The sequence below is a fragment of the Actinomadura pelletieri DSM 43383 genome, from assembly GCF_003634705.1.
Taxonomy (GTDB): domain Bacteria; phylum Actinomycetota; class Actinomycetes; order Streptosporangiales; family Streptosporangiaceae; genus Spirillospora; species Spirillospora pelletieri.
This window is the reverse complement of sequence record NZ_RBWU01000004.1, coordinates 82601-107527: the sequence shown is the minus strand read 5'-3', so window position 1 is coordinate 107527 and position 24927 is coordinate 82601. Positions and strand designations below refer to the sequence as shown.

General features: G+C 72.9%; 23 protein-coding genes. 14 read left to right on the top strand and 9 right to left on the bottom strand.

Annotation, left to right across the window (positions count from 1 at the left end; all coding sequences use genetic code 11):
- The gene (locus tag BZB76_RS18410; protein WP_121435647.1) at window positions 1-1005 is read right to left on the bottom strand and encodes a sulfate ABC transporter substrate-binding protein; all 1005 of its coding nucleotides are present in this window, start codon (window positions 1003-1005) and stop codon (window positions 1-3) included.
- 116 nt (window positions 1006-1121) lie between these two features.
- Window positions 1122-2156 carry a LacI family DNA-binding transcriptional regulator gene (locus tag BZB76_RS18405; RefSeq protein WP_211343065.1) on the bottom strand — a complete coding sequence of 345 codons (1035 nt, stop codon included), beginning with the start codon at window positions 2154-2156 and terminating at the stop codon, window positions 1122-1124.
- A 126-nt stretch (window positions 2157-2282) separates the two neighbouring features.
- On the opposite strand from BZB76_RS18405, the gene BZB76_RS18400 reads away from it, so the two are divergent.
- From BZB76_RS18400 to BZB76_RS18385, 4 genes are all read left to right on the top strand, one after another.
- A complete protein-coding gene (locus tag BZB76_RS18400; protein ID WP_121435646.1) occupies window positions 2283-3509 on the top strand; it encodes a hypothetical protein in 1227 nt (408 codons plus the stop codon).
- Window positions 3506-5152, top strand: coding sequence for an amidohydrolase (locus tag BZB76_RS18395; protein ID WP_121435645.1), 1647 nt, complete (start codon window positions 3506-3508; stop codon window positions 5150-5152). Before BZB76_RS18400 ends, BZB76_RS18395 begins: the two co-directional genes overlap by 4 nt.
- A gap of 23 nt (window positions 5153-5175) precedes the next feature.
- Window positions 5176-6519 carry an amidase gene (locus tag BZB76_RS18390; protein ID WP_211343064.1) on the top strand — a complete coding sequence of 448 codons (1344 nt, stop codon included), beginning with the start codon at window positions 5176-5178 and terminating at the stop codon, window positions 6517-6519.
- An 80-nt stretch (window positions 6520-6599) separates the two neighbouring features.
- A complete protein-coding gene (locus BZB76_RS18385; protein ID WP_121435643.1) occupies window positions 6600-7448 on the top strand; it encodes a S1 family peptidase in 849 nt (282 codons plus the stop codon).
- Between the two features lie 54 nt (window positions 7449-7502).
- Here BZB76_RS18385 and BZB76_RS18380 read toward each other — a convergent pair whose 3' ends face one another.
- From BZB76_RS18380 to BZB76_RS18365, 4 genes are read right to left on the bottom strand one after another with little or no spacing between them, the layout of a single operon-like run.
- Window positions 7503-8792: an FAD-dependent oxidoreductase gene (locus BZB76_RS18380; protein ID WP_121435642.1), complete on the bottom strand. Its 1290-nt coding sequence runs from the start codon at window positions 8790-8792 to the stop codon at window positions 7503-7505.
- Between the two features lie 22 nt (window positions 8793-8814).
- A complete protein-coding gene (locus BZB76_RS18375; RefSeq protein ID WP_121435641.1) occupies window positions 8815-9531 on the bottom strand; it encodes a maleylpyruvate isomerase family mycothiol-dependent enzyme in 717 nt (238 codons plus the stop codon).
- On the bottom strand, window positions 9531-10379 hold the full coding sequence (locus tag BZB76_RS18370) for a fumarylacetoacetate hydrolase family protein (protein WP_121435640.1): 849 nt from the start codon (window positions 10377-10379) through the stop codon (window positions 9531-9533). The genes BZB76_RS18375 and BZB76_RS18370 overlap by 1 nt, the downstream gene beginning before the upstream one ends.
- Window positions 10376-11560, bottom strand: coding sequence for a cupin domain-containing protein (locus BZB76_RS18365; protein WP_121435639.1), 1185 nt, complete (start codon window positions 11558-11560; stop codon window positions 10376-10378). Before BZB76_RS18365 ends, BZB76_RS18370 begins: the two co-directional genes overlap by 4 nt.
- Window positions 11561-11629: 69 nt before the next feature.
- Here BZB76_RS18365 and BZB76_RS18360 point away from each other — a divergent pair, with 69 nt between their 5' ends.
- Window positions 11630-12406 (top strand): IclR family transcriptional regulator, encoded by a 777-nt coding sequence (locus BZB76_RS18360; protein ID WP_121435638.1) that lies wholly within the window; start codon window positions 11630-11632, stop codon window positions 12404-12406.
- A 25-nt stretch (window positions 12407-12431) separates the two neighbouring features.
- Here the strand turns inward: BZB76_RS18360 and BZB76_RS18355 are convergent, their stop codons facing one another.
- On the bottom strand, window positions 12432-13091 hold the full coding sequence (locus BZB76_RS18355) for a TetR/AcrR family transcriptional regulator (protein WP_211343063.1): 660 nt from the start codon (window positions 13089-13091) through the stop codon (window positions 12432-12434).
- A 153-nt stretch (window positions 13092-13244) separates the two neighbouring features.
- Here BZB76_RS18355 and BZB76_RS18350 point away from each other — a divergent pair, with 153 nt between their 5' ends.
- From BZB76_RS18350 to BZB76_RS18340, 3 genes are all read left to right on the top strand, one after another.
- Complete coding sequence (locus tag BZB76_RS18350; RefSeq protein ID WP_121435636.1) at window positions 13245-14819, top strand: bifunctional 3-(3-hydroxy-phenyl)propionate/3-hydroxycinnamic acid hydroxylase; 1575 nt, start codon at window positions 13245-13247, stop codon at window positions 14817-14819.
- 63 nt (window positions 14820-14882) lie between these two features.
- A complete protein-coding gene (locus BZB76_RS18345) occupies window positions 14883-15809 on the top strand; it encodes a VOC family protein (RefSeq protein ID WP_121435635.1) in 927 nt (308 codons plus the stop codon).
- The gene (locus BZB76_RS18340) at window positions 15809-16666 is read left to right on the top strand and encodes an alpha/beta fold hydrolase (RefSeq protein WP_121435634.1); all 858 of its coding nucleotides are present in this window, start codon (window positions 15809-15811) and stop codon (window positions 16664-16666) included. The genes BZB76_RS18345 and BZB76_RS18340 overlap by 1 nt, the downstream gene beginning before the upstream one ends.
- Before the next feature lie 94 nt (window positions 16667-16760).
- On the opposite strand, the gene BZB76_RS18335 is transcribed toward BZB76_RS18340, so the two are convergent.
- The gene (locus tag BZB76_RS18335) at window positions 16761-17369 is read right to left on the bottom strand and encodes a dihydrofolate reductase family protein (protein ID WP_121435633.1); all 609 of its coding nucleotides are present in this window, start codon (window positions 17367-17369) and stop codon (window positions 16761-16763) included.
- A 227-nt stretch (window positions 17370-17596) separates the two neighbouring features.
- Here BZB76_RS18335 and BZB76_RS18330 point away from each other — a divergent pair, with 227 nt between their 5' ends.
- From BZB76_RS18330 to BZB76_RS18305, 6 genes are all read left to right on the top strand, one after another.
- A complete protein-coding gene (locus BZB76_RS18330; RefSeq protein WP_246007038.1) occupies window positions 17597-18271 on the top strand; it encodes a hypothetical protein in 675 nt (224 codons plus the stop codon).
- Complete coding sequence (locus tag BZB76_RS18325; RefSeq protein WP_211343062.1) at window positions 18268-19290, top strand: heme/hemin ABC transporter substrate-binding protein; 1023 nt, start codon at window positions 18268-18270, stop codon at window positions 19288-19290. Before BZB76_RS18330 ends, BZB76_RS18325 begins: the two co-directional genes overlap by 4 nt.
- A complete protein-coding gene (locus tag BZB76_RS18320; protein WP_121436184.1) occupies window positions 19287-20318 on the top strand; it encodes a FecCD family ABC transporter permease in 1032 nt (343 codons plus the stop codon). Before BZB76_RS18325 ends, BZB76_RS18320 begins: the two co-directional genes overlap by 4 nt.
- Complete coding sequence (locus BZB76_RS18315; RefSeq protein ID WP_121435632.1) at window positions 20315-21145, top strand: heme ABC transporter ATP-binding protein; 831 nt, start codon at window positions 20315-20317, stop codon at window positions 21143-21145. The genes BZB76_RS18320 and BZB76_RS18315 overlap by 4 nt, the downstream gene beginning before the upstream one ends.
- A gap of 95 nt (window positions 21146-21240) precedes the next feature.
- On the top strand, window positions 21241-22917 hold the full coding sequence (locus tag BZB76_RS18310; RefSeq protein ID WP_121435631.1) for an alkaline phosphatase family protein: 1677 nt from the start codon (window positions 21241-21243) through the stop codon (window positions 22915-22917).
- Window positions 22821-24518 carry a phospholipid carrier-dependent glycosyltransferase gene (locus tag BZB76_RS18305; RefSeq protein WP_121435630.1) on the top strand — a complete coding sequence of 566 codons (1698 nt, stop codon included), beginning with the start codon at window positions 22821-22823 and terminating at the stop codon, window positions 24516-24518. The genes BZB76_RS18310 and BZB76_RS18305 overlap by 97 nt, the downstream gene beginning before the upstream one ends.
- Here BZB76_RS18305 and BZB76_RS18300 read toward each other — a convergent pair.
- Complete coding sequence (locus tag BZB76_RS18300; protein ID WP_147449463.1) at window positions 24499-24774, bottom strand: hypothetical protein; 276 nt, start codon at window positions 24772-24774, stop codon at window positions 24499-24501. The two genes, BZB76_RS18305 and BZB76_RS18300, sit on opposite strands and share 20 nt — an antisense overlap.
- Between the last annotated feature and the right edge of the window lie 153 nt (window positions 24775-24927).

Sequence of the window (24927 nt, the reverse complement as noted above, 5' to 3'; positions counted from 1 at the left end):
CTAACCCTCCACCGAGACGCCGATGCTCTTCTCGACCTCGGCCATGATGCCGCTCTTGGGGTTGAAGAACTCGCTGGTGACCTTCTTCCATCCGCCCAGGTCGGCGATGGTGAACAGGCCGGACGGCCGCGGGAACTTCTCGGCGCCGGGAACGCCGTCGGTCACGGGCCGGTAGCCGTTCTTGACGAAGATCTCCTGCGCCTTCTTGGTGTACAGGAACTTGAGGAAGGCGCGGGCCTCCTCCGGGTTGGCGCTGTTCTTCGTCACCGCCACCGGGTTCTCGATCAGGAGCGTGGCGTCGGGCACCGTGTAGTCGAGGGGCTGCTTGCTCTGCTGCGCGAAGATCGCCTCGTTCTCGTAGGCGAGGAGCACGTCGCCCTTGCCGCCCGAGAAGGTCTGCAGCGACTTGCGTGCGCTGGAGTCCTGGACCGGAACGTTCTTGAACAGGGTGTGCAGGTACGCGGTGCCCGTCGCCTTGTCGGCGCCCTTGTTCGCCTTGGCTCCGTAGGCGGCCATCACGTTCCACCGCGCCCCACCCGAGGTGAAGGGGTTGGGGGTGATGACCTCGACACCGGGCCTGGTGAGGTCGTCCCACGTCCTGACGTTCTTCGGGTTGCCCTTGCGGGTGGCCAGGACCACCACGGAGTCGGTGACCATCCCCTTCTCCGGCCCGGTGTTCCAGTCGGGGGCGACGAAGCCGCCGTCGACGAGGCGCGTCATGTCCGGTTCCAGGGACAGCGCGACGATGTCGGCCTTCAGGCCGGACGCCACGGCCCGGCTCTGCTCGCCGGACGCGGCGAACGACTTGGTGAAGGTGACCTTCTTGCCCTCCGGCGTCTTGCGGTACTCCTTGATGATCTCCTCGTACGCGGCCTGGGGCGTGGAGTAGGCCACCAGCGAGAGCCGGACCTTCCCGCCCCCGGCGTCGGCCGACCCGCCGCAGGCCGCCGCCCCCGCGACGATCGCGGCCATCCCCAGCAGCCACCCGATCGTGCGTCCAGGCATGCCGTTACCCCACTTTCTATACATGTTCGGTCAAGAAAGGATGATACAGGCGTCTCCGCGTCGTCAAGGCGTGACTACGTGAGGTAAAACATGGCCGGTCACGGCCACGAAAGAGCTCAGGCGCCGGTGTGTGGACGCGCGCTCGATTCGCGGACGCGAAGTTCGGGAGTCAGTGTGATGTGTTGGACCGGTTCGCCGCGCATCAGTCGGACGAGAAGGTCGACGCCCCGCGCGCCGACCTCGTGCATCGGGTTGCGGACGCTGCTGAGCGGAATCGTGAGCTGCGCGGCGATCGGCACGTCGTTGAAGCCGACCACGGCGACGTCCCGTCCGGCGCGCAGCCCGCGCTCGCGGAGCACGCCGAGCACGCCGATGGCGGCGAAGTCGCTCACCGCGAAGATCGCCGAGGGACGGGGGTCGAGGTCCAGCAGCCGTTCGGCGGCCAGCGCGCCGCCCGCCGCGTCGAAGCTGGCGTGCACGACGCGGTCGCCGGGCACGGGACGGCCCCGTTCGGCGAAATAGCGGGTGAAGCCGGTCGTGCGGTCGATGCCGTTGGCCGCGTAGGGCAGCCCGGCCACCACGCCCACGTCGCGATGGCCCTGCGCGTAGAGGTGCTCGGCGGCCAGGCGGCCGCCCTCGACATCGTCGCAGGTGACCGAGGGATGGTCGGCGGCCCGCCGGTTGACCAGCACGAACGGGACGCCGTGCGTGGCGAACTCGGCGAGGAACGTCCCGTCCACATGCGCGTCACCGAAGATCATCGCGTCGACGCGACGGGACAGCAGCATCGCGATATGGGCCTGCCGGGTGGCCGGATCGTCCCAGGTGTTGCTCACCATGGTGTGGAAGCCGTGGCGGGTCGCGGCGCGTTCGACGCCTTCATATATGGAGGCGAGCACCTGGTCGGTGAGCCTGGCCATCATGACGCCGAGCAGCCGGGAACTCTGCCGGCGCAGCCCGGCCGCCTGGATGTCGGGCACATAGCCGACCTCGCGGGCGACCTGTCTGATCCGTTCGGCGGTGGCCGCCGACGCGGCCCGCGCGCCGGTCGTGGTGCCGTTCAGCACCCGGGAGACCGTGGACACGTGCAGCCCGGTGAGCTCGGCGATCGTCTTCAGCGTCGCCCGTCCACTCGCCCCTTGCAAGACCACCCGCTGACATCCGCTTTTCGTGCACCGGCTCTTGACAGCGCCCAGGGTAGCAGTCTGGAATTGAGCAAACGTTATAGCCAAACGTTTGCGCAGAGTGGCGCGGCGCCGTCCGAGGAGGTCACAGCCATGGCGACCGAGATCGTCGCACCGCCCCGGTCACGGCTGACGACCCAGTTGCTGCTCGTCTGCGGCGGCGCGGTTCTGCTCAATCTGGCGATGAGGGCCGTGGCGGACGACCTGCCCGGAACCGCGCCGGAGGCGGCGAGCCCGGCGGGCCGCGGCGTCCACGAATGGATCGTGTGGATCCTGGGCGACACCAACGAGGCCCAGTTCTACAAGACCTCCCTCGGCGGCGTCGGGCTCCTGGTTTTCGCCGCCGGCGCGCACCACGCATCGCGGCGGCGGCTGCGCGCCCGGGGCTTCGACATCGCCTACGGCACCGGGCTGTGGCCGTGGTTGCTGGCCGCCTCCGGCGCCGGCCTGCTGCTGTCGAACCTGCTGTGGGGCTGGACGCTCGCGCCCGACACCTGGCAGCCGACGTTCGTGCCGTTCGTGTCGGTGGCGCCCGCGGTCGTCCTCGTGTACGGGGCCGGGTGGCGGGTCGCGCTCACCGCCGCCGGGCTCGGCGCCGTTCTCACGACGCCGGTGTCGATTCTGGTCGTCGAGTACGTCTGCGGGCCGCTCGAACTCCCGGCGGTCGTCGGGAACGTCACCGGCATGTGGGTCGGCGCGCTCCTCGCGTTCCTGATCTGCCGGGGGTTGCCCTGGATGTCCGTCCCGCCGCCCGCTCCGCAGACCCCGGACGCCGAGACCGACCCCGTCACGGCCGAGCCCGATCCCGTCCCCGACCGTCACCCGGATCACGACGCCGACGCTTCGGGTTGGTGGCTGCCGCGTCGGGCGCTGGCGGACTTCACGGAGGCGCAGTTCTACGGCAACGAGTGGGCGTCCCTCGGGCTCGTCGGCGGGGCGGTGCTGGCCTGGGCGGTCGACACGATGGGTCCGGCCTATGGCAGCGGCGTGTTCCCCGACCTGCTCACCGCGCAGATCCTCACCGCCGTCCTTGGCGTGTGGCTGTACGCCGGGCAGTGGCGGCGGCACGGCTGGTACCCGACGTTCGTGCCCGTGGTGTCGTTCGCCCCGGCGGCGGTGATCGTCATGGGCGGCGGCTGGCCGGTGATCCTGCTGGCCTCCGTCACCGGCGCCGCCGCCGGTCCGCCGCTGGCCCGCGCCATCGCCGCGCGGCTGCCCGCCGACTTCCATCCGTTCGTCGGCAGCGTCATGTCGATGACCGTCATCACCTCGATCGGAGTGCCCGTGCTCAAGCTGCTCGACTCGGCGGGGCTCATATGAGCCCGCACGCCACCGTCCCCGCCGCCGACCGGTCCCGGGCCAGGATCTTCTCGGCCCGCCGGATCATCACCATGAACGGCGACGAGCCCGAGGCCGTCGCCACGCTCGGAGAGCGTGTCGTGGCGGTCGGCGCCCGGCGCGACCTGCGCGACCGGTTCCCCGGCGCCGAGGACGTCGATCTCGGGTCCGGGGTGCTGCTGCCCGGGTTCGACGACGCGCACGCCCATCCCTCCGTGCTCGCCGACGGCGGTCTGTACGTGGATCTGGCGCCGACCGTCACCGGCAGCGCGGAACAGGTGCGGCGGGCGCTCGCCGAACGGGCGGCCGGCACGCCCGAGGGCGCGTGGGTGGTCGGGCACAACTTCGACGTCTCCCGTACCGAGGACGGCGGGCGCGTCGACCGGGACCTGCTGGACCGGGTCTCCGACCGGCACCCGGTGCTGATCATCCACTACTCCTACCACGGCGCCGTCGCCAACTCCCGGGCGCTGGCCGCCGCCGGGTACGGCGAGGACACCCCCGACCCGGTGGGCGGCGAACTGGTCCGCGACGGCGGTGGCCGGCTGACGGGCGTGCTGTACGAGCGGGCCTGGATGGAGGGCTATCTCGGGCACGGTTCGCGGGCGCCGCTCGTCCCGCAGCCGACGATGGAGGCGCGGGTGGAGTCGCTGCGGCGGATGCTCGCCCGGATGAACGCCGCCGGGATCACCTCGGTGTGCGACGCCATGGTGCACCCCGCGGACTGGGCGCTCTACCAGGCCGCGCGGGCCGCCGGGGCGCTGACCGCGCGGGTCGGGATGCTGCTGTGGTACGAGTTCTTCGACCCGGCGCGGGCCCTCGGGATGCGCACCGGGTTCGGCGACACGAGGCTGCGGTTCACCGGCGTGAAGATGATGACCGACGGCGCGGTCTCCGGCGGCACGTGCCTGTGCCGGACCCCGTACCGGGGCGCGCTCGGCGAACGCACCGCCGGGATCCAGGTCATGCCGGACGAGGAGATCGCGGAGGTCGTCCACCGGGTGCACGCGGCGGGCAGCCGGCTCGCCGTGCACGCCAACGGCGACCTGGCCATCTCCAAGGTGCTGGACGCGATGGAGGCCGCGGTCGCCGCCACTCCCCCGCGTCCCGGCCAGACCCACCGCATCGAGCACTGCTCGGTGGTCGATCCCGGGCTGGTGGAGCGCATCCGCGCGCTCGGCGTGATCCCGGTGCCGTTCGGCGCGTTCATCTCCTACCACGGTCGCAACCTCGTCCATCACTACGGACCGGACCGCGCCGCGCGGATCAGCCCGCACCGCGCCTTCCGCGACGCCGGGATCACGGTCGCGGGCTCCTCGGACTACCCGTGCGGCCCGCTGGAGCCGCTGTACGCACTGCGGTCCCTGACGACGCGGCGCGCGCAGGACGGCACCGTGCTCGGCGACGACCAGCGGCTCACCCCGTACGAGGCGCTGGAGGTGTACACCGCGGGGTCCGCGGCGGCCTCCGGCGAACAGGACGACAAGGGCCGGATCACCGTGGGCCGCCTCGCCGACTTCACCGTCCTCGGCGACGACCCGCTGACCGTCGAGCCGGACGCGCTGGCGGAACTCCCGGTGCTGTCCACATGGGTCGGCGCCGAGCAGGTCTGGCACGCCGGATGAACCGACACCCCCAGGAGGTCCCCATGTCCACCACCGCGTCGCGGGCTCCGCGCACGATCGGCGAACTCCGCGACCTTTACGACGCCGGGGAGCTCACCCCGGTCGACGCCGTCGAGGACGCGCTGGCCCGGATCGCCGGCGACGAACTCCGCGCGTTCGCGCACCCGCGCGCCGCCGAGGCGAGGGAGGAGGCGCAGCGGGCGGCGCGGCGGCTGGCGGCCGGGGCGCCGCTCGGCCCGCTCGACGGGGTGCCCGTCGCCGTCAAGAGCATGGTGGCGATGGCGGGCATGCCGCAGGACGCGGGCTCCCGCGTCCTGGAGGGCCGGTACGCCTACCGTGACGCGACCCTGGTCGGCGCGCTCCGGCAGGCCGGTGCCGTGATCGTCGGCACGACCACGATGGACGAGTTCGCGCTCACCACGCTCGGCCCGGCCCGCAACCCGTTCGACCCGAACCGGACGGCGGGCGGTTCCAGCGGCGGCTCGGCGGTGGCCGTGCACGCCGGGATGTGCTTCGCGGCGATCGGCACCGACACCGGCGGCAGCGTCCGGATCCCGGCGGCGTGCTGCGCGGTCGTCGGCCTCAAACCCACCTACGGTCTCCTCCCCACCGACGGGATCATCCCGCTGGCCTGGTCGCTCGACCACGCCGGTCCGATCGGCCGCACGGTGGCCGACGTCGCCCTGATGCTGGACGTCCTGCTCAGCGGCGCCGGTGACACGGGCGGCCCGGGCGACCCGGCGGCGGGCGCGGGGCTCGCCGGGACGCGCATCGGCGTCCCCCCGGACGAGTACCTGAGCATCGCCGAACCGCACGTCCTCCAGGACCTGCGCGACGCCCTCGACGCCGCCCGCGCGCGGGGCGCCGAGATCGTCCCGGTCGAGCTGCCCGACCAGGACGAGGTCAAGGCGGTTCACTGGCCGGTGCTGTCCGCCGAGATGGCCGCCTACCATCTGCGGCGTTTCGGCGCGGCCGAGGACCGCTACGACGCCCCGATGAGGGACGGCATCGCGGCGGGCGCGGCCGTCACGACCGAGGAGTACCTGCGGGCCCAGCGCGGCCGTCCCGTCCTGCGCGCCAAGGTGGACGAGGCCCTGACCGGCGTGGACGTCATCGCCCTGCCGACCCTGGCCGTCGACCCGCCCGAGCTGGGCCGCACGGAGGTGGAGCTGGACGGACGTTCCGAGGACGCCGTGGCCGCCATGGTGAGGCTGACGTCCCTCGCCAACCACACCGGCCACCCGGCGGTGTCCGTCCCGCCCGGCACGGCGTCGCGGGGGCGTCCCGCCGGGGTCCAGCTCATCGGGCGCCACTACGACGAGCGGCGCCTCCTGGCGGTGGCCGCGGGCCTGGAGGCCCTTTCGTAGCGGGACCGCGGCGGCGGGGCCGTGTCAGGGGGGCGTGGCACGATCTAAATCGTAATGATCTTCAAGAAGGGATTCGTGCCTTGCGCAACCTTCGTTCAGCTCTGATCGCGGCGCTCGCGGCGCTGTTCTGTCTCGGTTTATCCGCACCGGCCGCCTCGGCCGCGCCCGCCGACCCCGGCCCGCCCGGTCCCGGCGGCACCGTCCGCCCCATGATCATCGGCGGGAGCGACGCGACCGCGCCGTACTCGTTCATGGTGTCCCTGCAGACGGCCCAGGACGGGCATTTCTGCGGGGGCAGCCTGCTCGCCGCCGACTGGGTCGTCACCGCCCAGCACTGCGTGTCGGGCAAGTCGCCCGAGGACGTCCAGCTCCGCGTCGGAAGCCTGCGCCTCGACGGCGGCGGGAGCGCCCGCCGGGCCGAACGGTTCGTCCCGCATCCCGAGGGCAGCCCGGCGCGCTTCGACCTGGCGCTCGTCCGGCTCGACCAGCCGGTGCCGAACGCGCCGGTCCGCCTGGACGTCCGGCAGCCCGTCGGCGCACCGGTCCGGCTGCTCGGCTGGGGGTGCACGCAGCCCGGCGTGTTCTGCGGCGACGAGGGCAGGCCCGAGGTGCTGCAACAGCTCGACTCGGCCGTCCGCCGACCCGCGGCCTGCGTGAACATCAAGGCGCCCATCGACGCGAACTCCGAGGTCTGCACCGGCAACCCCGACACGGCGACCGGTCCCTGCTTCGGGGACTCCGGCGGCCCGATGCTGCGCCGCACCTTCCGCGGCTGGCGCCTCATCGGAGCGTTCAGCCGGGTCGAGGTTCTGGAGCAGGACCCCAGTGAGCCTCCGCAGCTTCCTGACTGCCGTACGGGCAAGGGCGTCTACACCGATCTGACGGTCCACGCGACCTGGATCAACAGCGTGATCACAGGCTCGGGCTGACGCCCGGCGCGGCGGCCGCCTCCCCTCGCCTTCCGAGGGGAGGCGGCCGCCGGCTCACACGCGTGATCGCAGCCCGGCCTCCGCGTCCTCGACGACCGCCGACGACAGCGGGATCGGCGCGAACATGGGCGGCAGCTCGTCCGGTGTCAGTGCGGTCGGGCCGTACACCCAGTCGATGAAGGAATAGTCGTGGACGTCCCGTTCCCGCAGGAGCGCGTTGCGCTGGAGCCGGGGCGTTCCGTCGAGGTGCCACAGCTCGCCCCAGGCACGGGCCGTGGTCTGCACCCGGCGGCAGTGCTCCACCCGGACCGTCTCGTACGCCGCCAGTGCCGCGTCCCAGTCCGGCGTGGCGGTTCCGACCTGCCGGGCGAGGTGGGCGGCGAGCACCCAACCGTCCTCGATCGCCATGATCGCGCCCTGTGCCATGTACTGGAGCGGCGGATGCGCGGCGTCGCCGAGCAGGACGACGCGTCCGTGCACCCAGGTGTCGATCGGGTCGCGGTCGAGCATCTGCCACCGGCGGTCGCGCCACATCAGCGGAATGCCCCGGCGTACCGTGTCGCAGGTGCCCGCGAAGGCGGCGTCGAGTTCCTCGGGGGTGCCCCAGTCGGTCTCGCCCGCCAGGGCCCCGGGCGACTCGAACACGGCGACCTGGTTGAACATCTCGCCGCCGCGCAGGGCGTACTGGACGAAGTGGCAGTGGGGGCCGACGTAGACGGTGACGTCCCGTTCCGCGACATGGTTGCCCCGGACCCGCTCGATCGGGACGGCCGCGCGGTAGGCGACGTAGTTGGAGCTGACCACGTCGTCGCCCACCAACTGACGGCGGGCCACCGAGTGCAGCCCGTCCGCGGCGACGACCAGCGGCGCGTCCTCGACCCGTCCGTCGTCGAGGACGACCCGGGCGCCGCCCTCGACGTTCTCGTAGCCGACGACGGTCCGGTCGGTGAGCAGCTCGACACCGGCCCGTGCGCAGGCGCGCAGGAAGATGCCCTGCAGGTCGGTGCGGTGGATGACCATGTACGGGTGGCCGTAGCGGCGTTCGAGGTCGCGCAGGTCCAGCCGGGTCAGGACCCGTCCGTCGAGCGCGTCGCGCATCACCATGTCGCGCGGGACGACGCCGAGGGTCCTGGCCTCGTCCAGCAGCCCGTACTCGGCGAGGATGCGGGTGCAGTTGGGCGCGATCTGCAGCCCGGCGCCGACCTCGCCGAACTCCCTGGCCCGTTCGAGGACGCGGACGCGCAACCCCCGGCGGGCCAGGGCGTAGGCGCAGCTGAGACCGCCGATGCCGCCGCCGACCACGAGGACGTCGGGCCGTCCGGCGGAGCCGGGTTCAGGCTTCATGTTCTCCTCCTCCGGTCACGGGTCACAGCCAGGCGCCGAGCGCCGGGGCGGGCGCGCCGTCCACGCTGAGCGGGGCGGCGGGCCGTCCGGTCAGGTAGGCCGCGATGTCGTGCAGGTCGCCCGTGACCTCGGCGGGTTCGCCGTCGCCCGGCAGTTCCCAGACGGCGGCCGGTGCCCGCAGGGTCAGGGCGGGGCCGGGTGCGGTGGCGGTGGCGGTGGCGCGCTTGGCGACGGCGTCGTCGCACAGGGCGGTCAGGAAATCGGGAGGCAGGTCGGCGAACGACGCGCCGTTCGCCAGGTCGACGGCGTGCACGCACACCTCGCGGCTGCGCAGCCAGGGGATCTCGGTGGCGGGGACGGTACGTCCCTGCGCGGTGACGACCCGCGCGTTCCACTGTTCGTCGTCGAGTGCGGTCATGCCCGCCTCCAGCGCGTCCGACGCGCGGCGCAGCCACGCGGTCAGCTCGTCGGCGGGCAGTGCGCGGCCGCGTTCGATGTCGGCGGCGCGCTGCTCGGACGAGGCGTACATCGGGGTGGGTTCGCCGGTCGCGGCCCAGTGCACCAGGTTGGACAGGGCCTCGGCGTTGGCGGCGACGTGCGCCGCCACGTGCGCCCGGCTCCAGCCGGGCAGGGCGCTCGGCGCGGCGAACCCGTCGTCGTCGAGGCCCTCGACGGTCCCGAGCATCAGATGGGTGCCGAGCCGGACCCAGCGGCGGGTGTCGTCGAAGGTCCGGCCCATCAGGACGCCGCCTCCTTGACGACCCGGTTCGTCAGCCGGCCGATGCCCTGGATCTCGGTGACGACCGTCTCGCCGCCGAGCAGGTAGCGCTCGGGTCTGCGGGCGTGGCCGACACCACCGGGGGTGCCGGTGGCGATGATGTCACCCGGGTTCAGCCGGACGACCGTGGAGACGTACTCGACCAGGTCGACCGGGTCGAAGACCAGGTCGCCGGTGGAGTCGGACTGCATGACCTCGCCGTCCACGAGCAGCCGCACGTCCAACTCCGGACGGACCCCGCCCGGCAGTTCGTCGGGCGTGACGAGGTACGGGCCGACGGGGGTGCTGGAGTCCCACATCTTGCCCTGGAGCCATTCGCGGGTGCGGAACTGCCAGTCCCGGCAGGTGATGTCGTTGAGCACGGTGAAGCCCGCGATGGCCCGCTCCGCGTCCTCGCCGCGCGCCCGGCGGGCGGGCGCGCCGATGACGACGGCGAGTTCGACCTCCCAGTCGAAGCGGTCGGTCTCCGCCGGGCGCACGATGTCGTCGCCCGCACCGATCAGCGTGTCGGCGAACTTGGCGAACAGCGTGGGGTACTCGGGCAGGTCCCGGCCCATCTCCTGGATGTGGTTCCGGTAGTTGAGCCCGACGCACACGATCTTCGACGGGCGCGGGACCACCGGGGCGAAGTCGGCCCCCTCGACGGGGTAGGTGGTCGCTGCGGTCGAGGTGGCGGACGCCGCGCGGTCGGCCCACCCGTCCTGGCCGAGCAGGGCTCCCAGGTCGGGGGCGCCGAGGTCGACGAGGACCTCCCCGTCGTGCCGGACGGCCCTGGTGGCGCCGTCGACGCGGAGGGTGGCGAGCTTCATCGGGTGGTTCCTTCCATGGGGGTCCGGTCAATGTGGGCGCGGTCGAGCCGCAGTGCTTCGAAGATGGGCGAGTCGCTGAACCTGAACAGGTCCAGGGCGCCCGAGTCGGAGTCGTCGGCGCCCGCCTCGGAGCGGATCGAGAGCGGCTGCCAGGACGGGACGACGAACAGGTCGCCGCGCGAGACCGACCAGGTGGTCCCGCCGACGGTGACGCGGCCGGAGCCGTCGAAGACCTGGTAGACGGACGAGCCCGTCTCCCGCACTGGCGCGGTCTCGGTGCCGCGCGCGATCCGGTGCATCTCGGCCCGGATCGTCGGCAGCACGTCGCCGCCGGTCGCGGGGTCGGTGAACCGGACGGCGGCATGGCCGGGCTCGACCGTGCCGCCGTATCCCTCCGCCTCCAGGGCGAGCTGGTCGGTCAGAGCGCGGTCGGTGTGCTCCCAGCGGTAGGCGAGCAGCGGCGAGCCGGGGCCGGTGGCACCGGCGGACACCGGGCGCAGGCCGGGGTGGCCCCACAGGCGCTCGGCGCGCGAACGGTCCGGGGTGACCCGTTCCTCGTCGCCGATCTCGTCCCGGCCGAACTCGAAGAACTGCGCGTCGGTGGCGTACTGGAACGGGATGTCCAGGCCGTCGATCCAGGCCATCGGTTCGGCGGTGGCGTTGTGGTGGGCGTGCCGGTTCCAGCCCGCCTGCGGGAGGAAGTCGCCGCGCCGCATGGCCACCGGGTCGCGTTCGACGACCGTCCACACGCCCTCGCCCTCGACGACGAAGCGGAAGGCGTGCTGGGTGTGCCGGTGCTCCGGGGCGTCCTCGCCGGGCATCAGGTACTGGATGGCCGCCCACAACGTCGGGGTGGCGAACGGCCGCCCGCCGAGGGACGGGTTGGCGAGCGCGATGGCGCGGCGTTCGCCGCCACGGCCGACGGGGACCAGGTCACCGGCGCGGGCCGCCAGGTCCCGCAGCGGCCCCCACCGCCACAGGTGCGGCACGGCGCGCGGGCGCGGATGGGACGGCATGAGGTCGCCGATCTCGGTCCAGAGCGGCACGAGCGACTCGTGCTCGAACCCCCGGTACAGCTCTTCGAGCGCCGGGGTGACCTCGGGCCGTCCCTCCCCGGGGACGGCCCGGAGCCGCACGGGCGAAGCCGGGGCGGTATCGGTGCCGGTGGCGGGCTGCGTCATGCCTCCAGCCTCTCCCGTTTCCGCTGGAAGACCTGGTAGATTCTGGACACCAGAATCCTGGGGAACGCCATGGACAAACCGCTCAAGACACCACCGCCCTACCCCATCGCGAGCGTGGATCACGCGCTGCGGACCGCGACCATCCTCCAGTTGGAGGGCGGCGCGACCGTCTCGCAGATCGCCGAGCGGCTCGGCGTCGCCAGGTCGACCGCCCACCGGGTGCTCGCGATGCTCGTCTACCGCGATTTCGCCGTCCAGGACGAGGACCGCGTCTACCGCGCCGGGCCGGTGCTCGAACTCGCCTCGCACTCGCAGTCTCTGGTGTCCCGGCTGCGCGCGGCGGCCCTGCCCCATCTGCACCGGGTCGTCGATCTCCTGGACGAGACCACGAACCTGATCGTGCGCACCGGGGACACTGTCCGGTTCGTCGCCAGCGTCGAATGCGGGCAGGCCCTGCGGGTCGGCTCCCGGGAGGGCATGGTGTTCCCGGCCCACCGGACGACGGCGGGGCTGCTGCTGCTCGCCGACCTGTCCGACGCGGAAGTGGACGAGCTCTACGCCCCCGAGCGCTACCGCGACCGTCCGGCCGACCGGCCTGATCTCGCCCGGCTGCGCACGGAGCTGAAACGCCTGCGCCGCAACGGGTTCGCCGTCAACCGGGAACGGTCCGAACGCGGCCTCATCGCGGTCGGCGTGCCGGTGCGCGACCGGGACGGCACCGCACTGGCCGGGGTGTCGGTGTCGATGCCGAGCATGCGCTACGACCCGCACCGCCTCCAGTCCCTGGTCGCCGCGCTCAACGCCACGGCACGCGCCGTGGAGCAGGACCTCCGGGAAGGAACCTGAAGCGCGCGCCGACCGGGTCCGGGGGTCAGCGCGACGCAGTGTCGCGGGCGCGCAGGACGGCCACCCGGGCCTCCCCGAGCGCGGCCACGGCCTCGGCGAGCAGCGCCATCTTGTCGGTGAGACCGCGTTCGGGCTCGGCCTGCAGCGCGACGAACGCGCCGTCGAACCCGGCGATGCCGAAGTAGTCGAGTTCGTCCGCGACGGCCTGGGCGATCTCCGGGCCCTCCGGGGCGAAGGACGCGGCGATCATCTTGTTCATGTGCGCCCGGCCGTCGCGTCGCACCCGCTCGATGATGGCGTCCACCTCGGCCTCGGTGGCCTCGGCGCTCATCAGCAGGATCAGGTGCAGGCGCAGGAACTCCGGGCGCGCCATGAACACCTCGCCGGTGCGCTGCAGGAACCACGTCAACCGCTCGCGCGGCGTGTCCCCCACCGGGCCGCCCGCCTGCGCCTCCCGCATCGCCGCGAAGAACTCGTAGGCGCCGCGCGCCATGACCGCCGAGAGCAGGCCGGCCTTGGAGTGGAAGTGGTGGTACACGGCGCTCTTCGGCAGGCCGGTCTCCCGGCTCAGCACCGACAGCGAGGTGGCGGCGTATCCGCGCTCGGCCATGACGCGGGACGCGGCGTCCAGGATCTCCTCCCGGGATCTGCGGCCGCGCCGGTTGCCGCCCGTCTCGTCCGCCACGCGTTGAAGCATAGATGTCCCCCGTTCCCCGGCCCGCCACCTGCCGTTCTGCACAGCGGAACTGGATGGACGGCAGCCGGACGGCATGTGAGGCTGAACACGTTCGTACCGAACGATCGGTACAATACTTGCTCAGAGCCGTCCGGAGACCGTATGACCCAGCACTTCGACGCCGACGTCGCGATCGTCGGCTACGGCCCCACCGGCGTGACCGCCGCGCTCACCCTGGCCAGGCACGGCGTCTCCGTCGTCGCGATCGAGCGGGACGCGGACATCTATCCCCGCGCCCGCGCCGTCACCGTCAACGACTGGACGATGCGGATCTTCCAGGATCTCGGCATCGACGAGCGGATCACCAAGGTGATCGAGCCGCAGCGGGCGCTGCGCTGGTTGACCTACGACGGAACGGAGATCATGCGGGTCGAGCATCCGCCGTCGACGCTGGGCGCCAGGCCCCGCTTCTACAACATCTACCAGCCGCTCCTGGAGGCCGAACTGCGCGCCTGCGCCGAGGAGTACGGCGATCTCGTCGACGTCCGCTACGGCGCCGAGGTGACCGGTCTCGCGCAGGACGCCGACGGGGTCACGGTGACGGCGACGGACACCGCGACGGGCACGGCGAGCACCCTGCGCGCCCGCTACGTGATCGGCGCGGACGGCGGCGCCAGCGCCACCCGCGGCATGATCGGCGTTCCGCTGCTCGGCGACACCCTCGACGTGCTGTGGATCGTCATCGACTGTCGCGTCAAGCGCTGGTGGCCCGACCGCGACTTCCTCACGTTCTGGTCCGACCGGCAGCGCCCGGTCGTCGACATCGCGCTCTCCGCCGGCAACCACCGCTGGGAGATGCCGCTCAAACCGCACGAGTCCGAGGCGGACTTCGCGACCGAGGCCGACGTGTGGCCGCTGCTCAAGGCGATGGGCGTCACCACCGAGGACGTCTCGATCCACCAGTGGGCCTTCTACCGCCACCACAGCCGGATGGCCGAGACCTGGCGGGCCGGACGGATCTTCCTCGCGGGCGACGCCGCCCACCTCATGCCGCCATGGGCCGGAGCGGGGATGCAGACCGGGATGCGGGACGTCCACAACCTCGGCTGGAAGCTGGCCCGCGTCCTCAAGGGCGAACTCGACGAGGGCTGGCTGGACACCTACGAGACCGAGCGGCGTCCGAGCGCCGCGTTCTTCACGGGTCTGGCCGTCCAGCTCGGGCGCGTCATCAAGCAGGAGGCGACGCCGGAGGAGATCGAGGAGATGAACCGGGTGCCGGCGAACACCGTCACCCCGTTCGAGCCGCCGCTGATCGCGCCGCCCGTGCTGGAGACGGGGTGGATCCGCGGCCCGGTCGGGGACGCCGGCATCGTCGGTCGCATGGTCCCCCAGCCCATCGCGGGCGACACGACCGGACGGATGGCGCGCCTCGACGACCTGCTCGGCGACGGCTTCGTCCTGCTCGGCGCTGACGTCGACCCGGCCGAGCTGCTCACGCCGGAGGAGCGGGCCCGGTGGGACGCGCTCGCGGCCCGCTACGTCGCGATCCGCCCGAAGACGGCGTACACGCAGGGCCCGGACGAACTCGTCGACCTCGAAGAGGTCCTGCTGCCGTGGCTGGCCCGGTACGGCGTCCGCGCCGTCGCGGTGCGCCCGGACCGGTTCGTGGCGGCCGCCGACGTCTCCGGCCTCGCCACCCCCGAACTTCCCGCGGCAGACCTGCCCGCGTCCGCCTGACCGGTCGCGTACGCATCCGCCCGATCGAGAAAGCCTGTTCGAGAAAGCAAGGAGCACGACCATATGACCGGAGTCAAGGAACTCGCGTACGTCGTGTACGAGGCGAGCGACCTCGGCGACTGGGAGCACTTCGGCGTCGACCTGCTCGGCATGCAGCTCGCGGACAAGACCGCCGACTCCCTCGCCCTGCGGACCGACGAGAAGGCCTACCGCTGGCTGGTCCGCCGGGGTCCGGCCGACGATCTGGCCGCCAGCGGCTACGAGGTGGCGGGCGACGCGGCCCTCGACGAGATCGTCGAGCGGCTGACGGCCGCCGGGGTCGAGGTCACCGAGGGCGACGCCGCGCTCGCCGCGTCCCGCAAGGTCGACCGGATCGTGGTGACCACCGACCCGATGGGCAACCGTCTCGAGCTGGTCACCGGCTTCGCCGACGCCGACGAACCGTTCCACTCCGACGTCCTGCTCGGCGAGTTCGTCACCGGCTCCGGGGGCGCGGGCCACCAGGTGCTGCTCGCCCAGGGCGTCGCCCGCGAGACCTACCTGGAGTTCTACCAGGGGCTGCTCGGCTTCCGGATCTCCGACACCATCGTCGAGGAGGTCGAGCCGGGCGTCGTCGCCGACCTGATCTTCCTGCGCTGCAACCCCCGGCACCACTCCGTCGCGTTCGGGGACATGCCGCACCCGAAGCGGACCCACCACTTCATGGTGGAGGTCACCGACATCCGCGACGTCGGCACGGCCTACGACCGCTGTATGCGGGCCGGGCAGCCGTTCGAGATGACGCTGGGCATGCACCCCAACGACCACATGTTCAGCTTCTACGTGCGGACGCCGTCCGGCTTCAGCGTCGAGTACGGCTGGGGCGGCCTGCTCGTCGACGAGGAGACCTGGCAGATCGGGACGCTGGACCGGCTGCACAGTTGGGGCCACCAGCCGCCCGAGGTGGTCGCGGGCCTGCTCGCCGCCGCGTCCGGAGAGGACGGCCGCTGATGGCGCTCACGCGGTCCGGGGCGGCGCGGACCGTCCAGACCAAGGAATGGACGCTCCGCTACTACGAGGCGGGCGAGGGGCATCCGGTCGTCCTGCTGCACGGCAGCGGTCCCGGTGCCACCGGGTGGAGCAACTTCTCCGCCAACATCGAGGCCCTCGCCGAGCGCTTCCACGTCTACGCGGTGGACATGCCCGGCTGGGGCGACTCGGACGCGGTCACGGTCGACCGTCTCGACCACGTCGACGCGGCGATCCAGTTCCTGGACGCCCTCGGCATCGAGAAGGCCGCGTTCGTCGGCAACTCGATGGGCGGGCAGACCTCGATCCGGCTCGCCATCGAGCATCCGGACAGGATCACGCACCTGATCACCATGGGCCCGCCGGTGGGACGCAGGCCCGCGCTGTTCGCTCCCGGCGACGGCCCGTCCGAGGGTCTGAAGGCCCTCATCCAGGCGTACCGGGATCCGAGCCCGGAGAACATGCGCGAACTCGTCGAGATCATGTGCTTCGACAAGGCGAGGTTCGCCACCCCGGAGCTGTGCCAGGCCCGGTCGGAGGCGGCACTCGCCCGCCCCGAACACCTGCGCAACTATGTGGAAGGGCTGCCCAAGGGCGCGCCGCTCCCCATCTGGGCGGATCTGGAGAAGCTGCCCGGCATCGAGGTGCCGACCCTTCTCATCCACGGCCGGGACGACCGGGTCGTGCCGTTCGAGAACTCGCTCTTCCTGCTCTCGGCCATTCCCGACAGCCGCCTGGTGGTCCTCAACCGCTGCGGGCACTGGGCGATGATCGAGCACGCCGACGAGTTCAACCGGCTCGTCATCGACTTCGTCGCCAACGCCTCCGGGGCACGGTGACGACGGGCTGACACGGATGGCCGCGGTGGACACGGGCGCCCACCGCGGCCGTTCGCCGTCCGCGCGGGCGCCGAAGTCCGGTTCCCGGCGGGGGTCAGTCGCGGTGCGGGCCGACGCGGTAGGTGACGTGTGTGACGAGTGCGGTGTGCGACACCGCGGTCGGTTCGAGCGCGAGGTCACCGACGTCGGTGAACAGCCGTTCGCCCGCGCCGAGGACGATCGGCGCGATGTGCAGGCGGAGTTCGTCGATCAACCCCGCCGCCAGGTACTGGTTCACCGTCTGAGCGCCGCCGGCGACGGCGACGTTCCTGTCACCGGCAGCGTCACGCGCGCGGGAGAGGGCCGCCTCGATCCCGTCGGTGACGAAGTGGAACGTGGTGCCGCCCTCCATCGGCACCGGCTCGCGCGGGTAGTGGGTGAGGACGAACACCGGCGCGTGGTACGGCGGCTCGTCGCCCCACCATCCCCGCCAGGACAGGTCCCATTCGCCCCGCCCGGAGGCGAACATGTTGCGGCCCATGACGAACGCCCCCGCGTCGACGATGCCCTTGACGACCTCGGCGTTGACCTCGGCCTCGCCCTCCTCGAACATCCATCGGTGCAGCCGTTCGCCGCCCTCGCCGAGCGGCGTGTCCAGGCGCTGGTCCGGGCCCGCGACGTAGCCGTCCACGGACACCGTGATGTCACAGGTGACCTTGCTCATTTTCGCTCCCCTCACATCCCGGGTTACCCGGTCGGCGCCGTCGAAGCGGGGGCGGAGCCGTGTTCGCGTCCGCGGCGTCCCTTCGAGGATCTTTTCGGAGTCGCCGCGCCCCGGTCAACAGAGACTCCCCCCTTGAACTTAGGCAAGGCTTAGCTAAGGTAAGGGCCACTCTCGATCAAAAAGGCCCTGGTGGGCCGCGGATCTCCTCCCGAGGGGGCTGACGCCCGATGCCCGTGACACGCCCTTATGTGAAGCACTCCCACGTGAAGCACACGGCCGCGCGTCCGGCCGCGGCGCTCGCCCTGACGGTCGCCGCCTGCCTCGCCGGTGGCGGCGCGTTCGCCCCCGCCGCATACGCCGACCCCGGCAAGGCCACCGGCCCGGCGGGGCAGACGATGACCGTGTCCAAGGTGGACGGCCTGCCCGAGAAGGGCGCCACCGTCCGGGTCACCGGCTCCGGGTTCGACACGAGCAAGGGCATCTACATCGGGCTCTGCAAGGACAACGGGGCCGGGAAGCCGCCCGGGCCGTGCGGCGGCGGCGCCGACACGTCCGGGAAGGCCGGGGCCTCGCAGTGGATCTCGTCGAACCCGCCGCCGTACGGGAAGGGGCTGACGGTCCCCTACGGGCCGGGCGGCACCTTCGACGTGACGATCCGCGTGGGGGCGGCGCTGGACAAGTCCGTCGACTGCGCCGAGGTGCGGTGCGTCGTGGCGGCCCGGACCGACCACACGCGCAGGGGCGACCGTTCGCAGGACGTCCTGGTGCCGGTGAAGTTCGGCGAGGACGGCGGAGTTCCCGTGTGGGTGTGGGCGGTGGCGGGCGTCGGCGTGCTGGTCGTGGTCGGCGGCGCGGTCCTCGTGCTGCGTCGACGCCGGGCTCCCGCCGGGGCGGCCGCGTGACCCGACCGGCGAGGGCGGCGGCGCTCGCGCTGGTCGGTGCGCTGCTGCTCGGCGGATGCGCCGCGGGGACGGCGGGCCGGCCGTCCGCCGGCACCGACACCGCCGCCCGCTGCGGGGCGGGCACCGTCGCCGCGCCGCAGGGCGACCCGGAGCCCGTCGCGTCACCGGAGGCTCCGAGGCTGCCGGTCACCGTCCGGTCCGCCGACGGCAGGGAGGTGACCGTCCGCGACGCGCGGCGGATCCTCGCCGTCAACCTGTACGGCTCGCTGGCGGAGATCGTCCACGGGCTCGGCCTCGGCGACCGGCTCGTCGGACGCGACGTCTCCACCACGTTCCCGGCGGCGCGGCGTCTCCCGCTCGTCACCGGGCAGGGGCACGACCTGTCCGCCGAGGGCGTGCTCAAGCTGAACCCGTCCGTCGTGATCGCCGACGGGAGCATCGGGCCGCCGGAGGCGCTGGAACAGCTCCGCAGGTCCGGCGTGCCCGTCGTGCTCGTGGACGACCGGCAGACGCTGGGCGCGATCGGCCCGCACATCCGCGCCGTGGCGGAGGCGCTCGGCGTGCCGGGCGCGGGCCGGGCGCTCGCCGACCGGGTCGACGACCAGATCAAGGCCGCCGCGAAGTCCGCGCCCCGCGACCGGCCCACGGTCGCGTTCCTCTACGTTCGCGGCACCGTCGGCGTCTACCTGGTCGGCGGCGACGGCGCCGGATCCGACGCGATGATCGAGGCGATCGGCGCGACCGACGCGGGCACCGCCATCGGTCTGTCCGGGTTCCGGCCGATCACGAGCGAGGGGCTGATCAACGCGGCGCCCGACGTGCTGCTGGTGATGACCGCCGGGCTGAAGTCCGTCGGCGGCGTGTCCGGGCTGGTCAGGTTGCCGGGCATCGCGCAGACCCCCGCCGGGCGGAACCGGCGGATCATCGACGTGGACGACGGCACGCTGCTGTCGTTCGGCCCGCGCACCGGGGAGACGATCTCCGCGCTCGCCGCCGCCGTGTACCGGACGTGCGGATGACCCGCGGAGCCGTCCTGCTCGGAGCCCTCGGTGTCACGCTGGTGCTGCTGTGCCTCGTCGCGGCGAGCGTCGGGCAGGTGAACGTCCCGCCCGACCAGGTGATCGGGTCGATCCTGCACCGCGTCGGCCTGGACTTCGGGCCGCGTCCCACCGCCGCGCAGGGCGACAACGCGCTGTGGGTGGTGCGGTTCCCGCGCGTCGCGCTGGCCGTCGTGACCGGCGCGGCGCTCGGCTGCTCCGGCACCGTCATGCAGGGCGTCTTCGGCAACCCGCTCGCCGAGCCCGCCGTCATCGGCGTGTCCTGGGGCGCGGCGGTCGGCGCCGCCACCGTGATCGTGTTCGGCCTGACCGTGCTCGGCGACTGGACGATCGTCGCCGCCGCGTTCGGCTGTGGCCTCGGCACCACCCTGCTGGTGTACACGGTGTCGCGGTTCGCGGGACGGACCGAGGTGGTCACGCTGCTGCTGACCGGCATCGCGGTGAACGCGGTGGCGAGCGCGCTGCTCGGGCTGCTGATGTTCGCGGCGGGGAACGACGCGCTGCGCGCCATCACGGCCTGGAACCTCGGCAGCCTCGCGGGCGCGAACTGGGGCGCGGTCGCGACCGTGACGCCGCTGGCCGCGGCGGGCTGCGCGGTCGCGTTCGGCTGCGCGCGGCGGCTGGACCTGCTGTCGCTCGGCGAGCGCACCGCCCGTCACCTGGGCGTGGACGTGGAGCGGCTGCGTTTCACCGCCATCGTCGTGATCGCGCTGCTGACGTCGTCGGCGGTCGCGTTCGCCGGGGTCATCGCGTTCGTCGGGCTCGTCGTGCCACACCTGATCCGGATGGTGGTGGGCCCGGGGCACCGGACGCTCATCCCGGCGAGCGCGCTCGGTGGCGCGGTCGTGCTGGTCGCGGCCGACCTGGTCGCCCGGACCGCGATCGCCTACCAGGAGCTACCGCTGGGGGTGCTGACCGCGCTGATCGGCGGGCCGTTCTTCTTCTGGTTGCTGCGCCGCGCCCGGAGCGGCTCGGGAGGCTGGGCATGATCGGCCTGCGCGTCCGGAGGCCGATCATGCCGCGTCCCGTCCCGCCGGGCTCGGCGGCGGTCGAGATCCGGGGCCTGCACGTGGAGCGCGGCGCCCGGACGGTCCTCGACGGCGTCGACCTGACGGTCCGGACCGGTGAAGTGCTGGCGCTGGTCGGCCCGAACGGCGCGGGGAAGTCGACGCTGCTGGCGGCGGTCGGCGGGGACGTCGCCTTCACCGGCGACATCGCGGTCGACGGCGCCCCGCTCGCCACGTGGGGCCACACCGAGCTGGCGATGCGGCGCGCGATCCTGCTCCAGCGGCAGACCGTGTCGTTCCCGTTCACCGTCGCGCAGGTCGTCCGGATGGGACGGGCTCCCTGGGCGGGCACGCCGCTGGAGGACGACGACGATGCCGCCGTCGCCGAGGCGATGCGCGAGACCGACGTCTCCGAGTTCGCGGACCGTCCCCACCCGCGGCTGTCGGGCGGCGAGCAGGCCAGGGTCGCCCTGGCCCGCGTCCTGGCCCAGCGGACCGGCACGCTCCTGCTGGACGAGCCCACCGCCGCCCTCGACCTGCACCACCAGGAGATGGTGTTCCACGTGGTCGGGGAACGCGCCGCCGCCGGAGCCGCCGTGGTCACCGTCGTACACGACCTCGGGCTCGCCGCCGCGCACGCCGACCGGGTCGCGGTGCTCGCCGAGGGCCGTCTCGTCGCGTGCGGCCCGCCCGGCGAAGTCCTCACCGCCGAGTTGCTCAGCACGGTGTACCGGCACGAGATCGAGGTCTTCCCGCATCCGCGCACCGGCCGCCCGCTGATCCTGCCGCGCCGCGCCGCCCCGGGGTGATGGCCGCCGCCGGGTGAAACGTGGAAGCGTTTGAACCCGCGAGCCTCGCGGGCCCGTGCTGTGGTTGTCACGGGAGCGGCGGGGCGGGGGAGGACGTGCTGACCACCGAAAGCGACACCAGGAACGAGACCGAACCCGACACGGGGGGCGAGCCTCGGAGCGGAGGCGGGACGTGGCGCCGGGTCGCGGCGCGGGCCGTCACCGTCTCGGCGTTCCTGTTCGTGCTGGTCGCGCTCGTCATGCCGGACGAGTACGCGCGGCTGACCCCGGCCGCGTTCGTGCGCGTCCCGGTCGAGGGCATCGTGGGCGTCGCGCTGATCCTCGCGGCGCCGGAGCGGGCGAGGCGGTACGTGGCCGTGCCGGCGGGCGCGCTCCTCGGGCTGCTGACCGTGCTGAAGGTCCTGGACCTCGGGTTCGACGCCGTCCTGGTCCGGCCGTTCGACCTGGTGCTCGACTGGCCGCTGCTGCGTCCCGCCGTGGAGTTCGTCGGCGGGTCGGCGGGACGGGCCGGGGCCGTCGGTGCCGTGCTCCTGGTGGTCGCGCTGGTCGTCGCCGTGGTCGTGCTGATGGCGCTGTCGACGCTGCGGCTCGGCCGGGTCGCGGTCCGCCACCGCGGCGGGACCGCCCGGACGGCCGCCGTCCTCGGCGTGGTCTGGGTGGTGTGCGCCGCTTTCGGGGTCCGGTTCGTCGACGGGGTCCCGGTGGCGTCGCGGACCGACGCCGTCCTCGCCTACGACCACGTCCGGCAGGTGCGGGCGAGCCTGCACGACCGGGAGGAGTTCGCGCAGGCCGCCGCCGTGGACGCCTTCCGCGACACCCCGCCCGGGAAGATGCTGACGGGCCTGCGCGGCAAGGACGTCGTGCTGGCGTTCGTGGAGAGCTACGGACGCACCGCCGTCGAAAGCCCGCAGTACGCGCCGCAGGTCGGAGCGGTCCTGGACGCCGGGACGCGGCGCCTGCGCGACGCCGGGTACTCCGCGCGCAGCGGCTGGCTCACGTCCCCGACGGCGGGCGGCGGGAGCTGGCTCGCGCACGCCACGCTGCTGTCGGGGCTGTGGGTCGACAATCCGCAGCGGTACCGCACCCTCGTCAACAGTGACCGGTTCACGCTCAACCGGGCGTTCCACCGCGCGGGTTCCCGGACGGTCGCGCTCATGCCCGCCATCACCCGGGCCTGGCCGGAGGGGTCGTTCTTCGGCTACGACAAGGTCTACGACAACCGCAACCTCGGGTACCGGGGGTCGCGCTTCAGCTTCGCCACCATGCCCGACCAGTACACGCTGTCGGTCCTGCGGCGCACCGAGCTGGCCCGGACGGACCGGGCGCCGGTGATGGCGGAGACGGCGCTGGTGTCGAGTCACGCGCCGTGGGCGTCCATCCCGCGGCTCGTCCCGTGGGAACAGGTCGGGGACGGTTCGGTCTTCGCCGGCATGGGCAAGGGCTACGACGCGCCGTGGCCGTCCGGCGGCCGGATCCGCACCGAGTACCGGAAGTCGGTCGAGTACACGCTGAACACGCTCGTCTCGTACGTGGAGACCTACGGCGACGACGATCTCGTGCTCGTCTTCCTCGGCGACCACGAGCCGGCGCCGCTCATCACCGGCCCGGACGCGGGCCGCGACGTGCCGATCACGATCGTCGCCAAGGACACCGCCGTCCTGGAAAGGATCTCCGGATGGGGCTGGCAGGACGGGCTGCGCCCGGCGAAGGACTCCCCCGTCTGGCCGATGAGCGCCTTCCGCGACCGGTTCCTCGCCGCGTTCGGTGGCTGACCGCCCTCGCCGTCGCGGCGCTGCTGGCGGTGATGGCCGTCGCGATGACGTCCACGGCCGTGCGGCAGACCCCCACGATCGACGAGCCGGTGTACATCGCGACCGGCGTGGTCTACCTGAAGGAACACGATCTTCGCTACAACGCCGAACACCCGCCGCTCGGCAAGCTCCTCATCGGCGCCGGGCCCGTGCTCGCCGGGACGCACCTGAACGCCGCGTTCACCGGCACCGAGCAGGAGGTCGGACGGCACCTGCTGTACGAGTCGGGCAACGACGTCCAGCGGGTTCTGCTCGCGGCGCGGCTGCCGGTGATCGTGCTGACACTGCTGTTCGGGCTGGTCGTCTTCGCCTTCGCCCGCGACCTCACGGGCCGCCGAGTCGGCGGGCTCGCCGCGCTCGCCCTGTACGCCTTCTCCCCCGACGTCGTCGCGCACGGGTCGCTGGCCACGCTGGACGTCCCGATGGCGGGGTTCCTGCTGACCTCGGTGTGGCTGGTGTGGCGGGCGCGGTCACATCCATGGTTCTGCGTGCCGCTCGCGGGCGCGGCGCTCGGCGCGGCCGTCGCGACGAAGATGAGCGCGCTCCCGGCCGTCCCGGTGCTGCTGGTCCTGGCGGCGGTTTCGGCCCGGTCGGCGTCGCGGCGGCGGGCCTGGGCGGATATCGCGGCGGTCGCGGCGGTGACCGTCGCCGTGGTCTGGGCGACGTATCTGGCCGTGGACCCGCGGCTCCACTGGACGACCCCCGCCCACGTTTCTGCCATCGGCGGGACGCGCGGTCTCGTCACCGGCCTGCTGCCTTTCCCGGAGCCGTTCCGCGACGGGATGCGCATCCAGTTCGGCTTCGAGGACAGACCCTGGACCGGCTTCCTGTTCGGACGGGTCTACCAGGGCTCGCTCTGGTACTACCTCCCGGCCGCGCTGCTGGTGAAGACCCCGCTCGGGGCGCTCGCGCTGTGGACGGTCGGCATCGTCGCGCTGTGGGTCGTGCCCCGGTTGCGTCCCGCGGCGCCCTACGTCCTCGTGCCCGCGGTCGTGCCGCCGGTCGTCGCCATGACCGGCGTCCGTGACCTCGGCGTCCGGTACGTCGTCCTCCTTCCGATGCTGCTGGCGGTCGCGGCGGCCGGGGCGACGCGACTCCGAATGCGGTGGGCCCCGGTCGTCGCGGGCGTGCTCCTACTGTTCGTCGCCGTCAGCTCCCTACGCGCGTACCCGTTCTACCTGCCGTACTCCAACGAGGCGTTCGGCGGCCCGGCGAAGACCCACCGGCATCTGCACGACTCCAACGTCGACTGGGGCCAGGATCTCGGCCGTCTCGCCGACCGTCTCCGCGCCCGGTATCCGGGCGAGCGGGTCTGGCTCGCTTATAAGGGCAGCGGCGTCCCGTCCCACTACGGCATCCGCGCCGCCGACCCGTTCGCCGTACCGCCCGGCCGGGTGCGCGGGCTGCTGGTGGTGTCCGACAGCTGGATCGCCAGGTCGGACCCGAGGCTGACCCCGCTGATCGACACGAGCGAGCCGATCGACGAGGTCGGTCATTCCATCACCATCTTCCGCCGTCCGCACGCCCGGTCGAGAGCGGCGGTCACCGCCTCCGGATCGTAGGAGGGGAGGACGGCGGCGAGGTGGCCGTCCGGGCGGACGACATGGACGGTGTCCGGCCCGGCGTCCAGGGCCTGCCGCGCGACGCCTTCGTGTCGATGCCGCCCAGAGCGTGGACCCGGTACGGAACGTCGGTCGGAAGCTCCCCCGCGTGCCGCGCCGGGGTCAGGATCACGAAGGTGGTGCCGAACAGGCGACGCAGCCGGGTGGACGCGCCGGAGACGACGCACGGGCCGTCCGGGCAGATCACCCCCGGCACCGGCGGACGGACGGCGCCCGCCTCGCGCGCAAAGCCGTCCGTCGGACCGGACGGAGTCGTCAGCGGCGAGTCCAGAAGGGTTCGGCGAGCCCGCCCGAGTCGATGGTCGTGCCGGCGTCCGGGTGGGTCCGGGCGGTACGCCCTGCCGGGCCG

Excerpts from the sequence above, each read along its gene's own strand:
- BZB76_RS18410 (WP_121435647.1), bottom strand. The coding sequence starts at position 1,005 with ATGCCTGGACGCACGATCGGGTGGCTGCTGGGGATGGCCGCGATCGTC.
- BZB76_RS18400 (WP_121435646.1), top strand. The coding sequence starts at position 2,283 with ATGGCGACCGAGATCGTCGCACCGCCCCGGTCACGGCTGACGACCCAG.
- BZB76_RS18395 (WP_121435645.1), top strand. The coding sequence starts at position 3,506 with ATGAGCCCGCACGCCACCGTCCCCGCCGCCGACCGGTCCCGGGCCAGG.
- BZB76_RS18390 (WP_211343064.1), top strand. The coding sequence starts at position 5,176 with ATGTCCACCACCGCGTCGCGGGCTCCGCGCACGATCGGCGAACTCCGC.
- BZB76_RS18380 (WP_121435642.1), bottom strand. The coding sequence starts at position 8,792 with ATGAAGCCTGAACCCGGCTCCGCCGGACGGCCCGACGTCCTCGTGGTC.
- BZB76_RS18375 (WP_121435641.1), bottom strand. The coding sequence starts at position 9,531 with ATGGGCCGGACCTTCGACGACACCCGCCGCTGGGTCCGGCTCGGCACC.
- BZB76_RS18370 (WP_121435640.1), bottom strand. The coding sequence starts at position 10,379 with ATGAAGCTCGCCACCCTCCGCGTCGACGGCGCCACCAGGGCCGTCCGG.
- BZB76_RS18365 (WP_121435639.1), bottom strand. The coding sequence starts at position 11,560 with ATGACGCAGCCCGCCACCGGCACCGATACCGCCCCGGCTTCGCCCGTG.
- BZB76_RS18360 (WP_121435638.1), top strand. The coding sequence starts at position 11,630 with ATGGACAAACCGCTCAAGACACCACCGCCCTACCCCATCGCGAGCGTG.
- BZB76_RS18350 (WP_121435636.1), top strand. The coding sequence starts at position 13,245 with ATGACCCAGCACTTCGACGCCGACGTCGCGATCGTCGGCTACGGCCCC.
- BZB76_RS18345 (WP_121435635.1), top strand. The coding sequence starts at position 14,883 with ATGACCGGAGTCAAGGAACTCGCGTACGTCGTGTACGAGGCGAGCGAC.
- BZB76_RS18340 (WP_121435634.1), top strand. The coding sequence starts at position 15,809 with ATGGCGCTCACGCGGTCCGGGGCGGCGCGGACCGTCCAGACCAAGGAA.
- BZB76_RS18335 (WP_121435633.1), bottom strand. The coding sequence starts at position 17,369 with ATGAGCAAGGTCACCTGTGACATCACGGTGTCCGTGGACGGCTACGTC.
- BZB76_RS18330 (WP_246007038.1), top strand. The coding sequence starts at position 17,597 with ATGCCCGTGACACGCCCTTATGTGAAGCACTCCCACGTGAAGCACACG.
- BZB76_RS18320 (WP_121436184.1), top strand. The coding sequence starts at position 19,287 with ATGACCCGCGGAGCCGTCCTGCTCGGAGCCCTCGGTGTCACGCTGGTG.
- BZB76_RS18315 (WP_121435632.1), top strand. The coding sequence starts at position 20,315 with ATGATCGGCCTGCGCGTCCGGAGGCCGATCATGCCGCGTCCCGTCCCG.
- BZB76_RS18305 (WP_121435630.1), top strand. The coding sequence starts at position 22,821 with ATGGGGCTGGCAGGACGGGCTGCGCCCGGCGAAGGACTCCCCCGTCTG.